Here is a 3,164-nt window from a genome sequence, read left to right on the forward strand (position 1 = left end):
CGGTCAGGGCGCCGCATGTTCCTGTGCGGATCAGCGTCTTCACGCCATGATAGTCCAGCAGCTCATGGGCATAGATGAGGAAGGAAGAGACGCCGATGCCGGTTGCATGGATGCTGACCGGTTTGCCGCGATACCGGCCGGTGAAGCCAAGGGCGCCCCGGCGGCGATTGACGCAGCGCGGCGCCTCGAGAAAGGTTTCCGCCATCCATTGGGCGCGCTCGGGATCGCCCGGCAACAGCACCGTTCCGGCATAGTCGCCCCTGCCCGCCTCGATGTGCGGCGTCACGCTAACTCCCTGTCATGCAACTTACCCCGTCTCCATCATCATGGCAGGGTCGCCGCAATGTGCAAGCGGTTGCTGTTTTAGGATTCCAGCACATCCTTGACGATGGTCGCCAGTTGCTTGAGCGAGAAGGGTTTGGGCAGGAACCCGAAATGCGCGTCGGCAGGCAGGTTTTTGGCGAAGGCGTCCTCTGCATAACCGGAGACGAAGACGAACTTGATATCCGGCTGGCGCTTGCGCAACTCGCCGAGCAGCGTCGGTCCGTCCATTTCCGGCATCACCACATCGGACACGACGATGTCGACCTTGCCGCCGAGAGCCTCGAAGACCTCCAGCGCCTCGACGCCGGAGGACGCTTCGTGAACGGTGTAGCCGCGCGAGGTCAGCGCCCTGACGCCGCCCATGCGGACGGCATCCTCGTCCTCGACCAGAAGCACCGTGGCCGAACCGGAGAGATCCTTCACCGTGTCGACCGGCTTGGCCGGCACCGCGGCGGCCGCCGTCTCGACAGGCTCGCTCGCCTTCTTCACCTCCGCGACGTGGCGCGGCAGGAAAATGCGGAACACCGTCCCCTTGCCGACCTCGGAATCGCAATAGATGAAGCCGCCGGTCTGCTTGATGATGCCGTAGACCATCGACAGGCCGAGGCCCGTCCCCTTGCCGACCTCCTTGGTGGTGAAGAACGGCTCGAAGATCTTCTTCAGTACGTCCGGCGCGATGCCGCTGCCGGTATCCTCGACCTCGACCAGCACATAATCGGCCGGCGTGAGCTCCCGGTAGGCAAAGGATTTGCACTCCTCGCCCGTGACGTTGCGGGTGCGCACCGTAAGGTCCCCGCCGGCGGGCATCGCGTCGCGCGCATTGACGGCGAGATTGACCACCACCTGCTCGAACTGGCCGATGTCGACCTTGACCGGCCACAGATCGCGACCATGGTCGATCTTCAGGCGGATGTCGTTGCCGACGAGGCGGGCGAGCAGCATTCTGAGGTCGGCCAGGACATCGGTCAGATTGAGCACTTCCGGGCGCAGCGTCTGCTTGCGCGAGAAGGCGAGCAATTGTCGCACCAGAGACGCCGCGCGGTTGGCGTTCTGCTTGATGTTCATGATGTCGGGGAAGGACGGATCCGACGGACGGTGGTTGGTGAGCAAAAGGTCTGATGCCATGATGATGGCGGTGAGCACGTTGTTGAAGTCGTGCGCGATGCCGCCGGCGAGCTGGCCGACCGCCTGCATTTTCTGGCTCTGCGCCATCTGGCCCTCGAGCGCCTTCTGTTCGGTGGTCTCGACCGCGTAGACGATGGCCGACTCCTCAGCCCCCTCGGCGCCGGCGCTGTCGGCCACAGCGTTGACGTAGAAGCGGATGTGGCGCTCGTCATTGCCGGGCAGCAGCGAGTCGATCGGCTCGATGTTGGCCTGGCGCTGTCGCGCCTTTTCGAAGGCGGCGGCAAAGGCCGGCCGGTCGCGCTCATGCACGACGCTCTCGAAGCGCACACGCCGGTCGACGGCGTCGCGGTCGACGACGGATGAAAACAGCGACAGGAACGGCGCGTTGGTGCGCAGGATGCGTCCGCTGGCATCGACGCCGGCAATCGCCATCGGCGTCGAGTTGAAGAAGCGGGTGAAACGGACCTCCGAGGCGCGCAGATCGGCGGAAGCGTCTTCGCCCTGGGTGCGGTTGAGCACGATGGTCCGGGTCGGCCCGTTCACCCCCTCGCGGCTCGCCGAAACGCGGTGCATGAAGCGGACCGGCAGCGCCTGGCCGCTCATTGTCGTGAGATCGAGGTCGATGACGGCGTTGCGCGTGGTGCCGGGATCAGCCTTGACCGAGCGGACGAGCGCCATGCCGTCGCCGGCGACGATTTCCGGCAGCGTCACCGCGCCTGGAGTGAAGCTGGCAAGGTCGATGCCCAGCCATTCGGCGAGCGTCGCGTTGATGTAGGTGACGCGGCCCTCCTGGTCGGCGGAGAAGAAGCCGGCCGGCGCGTGGTCGAGGTGGTCTATCGCTTTTTGCAGGTCGAGGAAGAACCGCTCCTGCTCCGCCCGCTCCTGCGAGATGTCCGCGATCTGCCAGGCGAGCATCGGCAGCCGCTCGCCCGGCACGCTGAAAGCGCGGGCGCGGGCGCGGTACCAGCGCGCGCCAGGCTCGGCCCCGGGCTTGATCGACTGCGCCAGCCGGAATTCACCGTCGCCGGCCTGACCGTCGCGCAGTCCGGAGGCCAACCGATAGATGGTCATCGAGGCCTCGGGAACGTCGGAAAGCAGGCCCTCGACCGTCTTCAAATCAGTCGCCGATGCGGCGCCTGTCATGTCGGCATAGGCCCGGTTGGCATAGACGACCCGACCCTTGGTGTCGGTGACCAGCAGACCTTGAGACATTGAATCGACGAAGGCTTTCGACAGTTCGTCGCTGGTCGAGCGCGGCGCGATCTGCACGAAGCCGATCGCGGTGGCGAACAGAAAGCCGACGCCGATCATCGCGAGCACGCCCAGCATGCCGAGCAGGAACGGATCGCCCAGACGCTCGCGGAACAGTCCGAAGACAATTGCGGCGCCGGTCAGAACGACGATGAAGACGATGAGCCTGGTGACGGCACCCGGACGCGTGTTCTGGTCGACGATCGGTACCGGATAGAAATCGCCGCGCGTTTCCTTGGCCATGTGCCCCCTGTTCGTGATTCCGGTGCCCGACACCCGCGAACGGGCCGGTTGAATCACATTCTCCTGTAGCGGAAAAGGCCTTGGCGGCAAATGTCAGATAAAAATGACGCCGGGCCAACCGATTCATGTTTCAAACTGTTCACGATGAGTGATGCGAACTTGCGGTCGCTAGTCCCAACGGTCTAGTGTCGCGTCACCTCAGGAAGGCGATTGGGTGCACC

The 3,164-nt window shown here is 64.7% G+C and carries 1 protein-coding gene and 1 pseudogene; both read right to left on the minus strand.

What is annotated here, in order from left to right:
- Window positions 1-286: pseudogene (locus EOA29_RS30385) on the minus strand (purine-nucleoside phosphorylase); the annotation flags it as partial.
- 77 nt (window positions 287-363) lie between these two features.
- Window positions 364-2,943, minus strand: a complete 2,580-nt coding sequence (locus EOA29_RS30390) for an ATP-binding protein (protein ID WP_126093787.1) — start codon at window positions 2,941-2,943, stop codon at window positions 364-366.
- Window positions 2,944-3,164: the final 221 nt, after the last annotated feature.

This window comes from Mesorhizobium sp. M1E.F.Ca.ET.063.01.1.1 (genome assembly GCF_003998155.1).
Classification (GTDB): domain Bacteria; phylum Pseudomonadota; class Alphaproteobacteria; order Rhizobiales; family Rhizobiaceae; genus Mesorhizobium.

Coding starts and splice junctions, on each gene's coding strand:
- EOA29_RS30390 (WP_126093787.1), bottom strand. CDS start 2,943: ATGGCCAAGGAAACGCGCGGCGATTTCTATCCGGTACCGATCGTCGAC.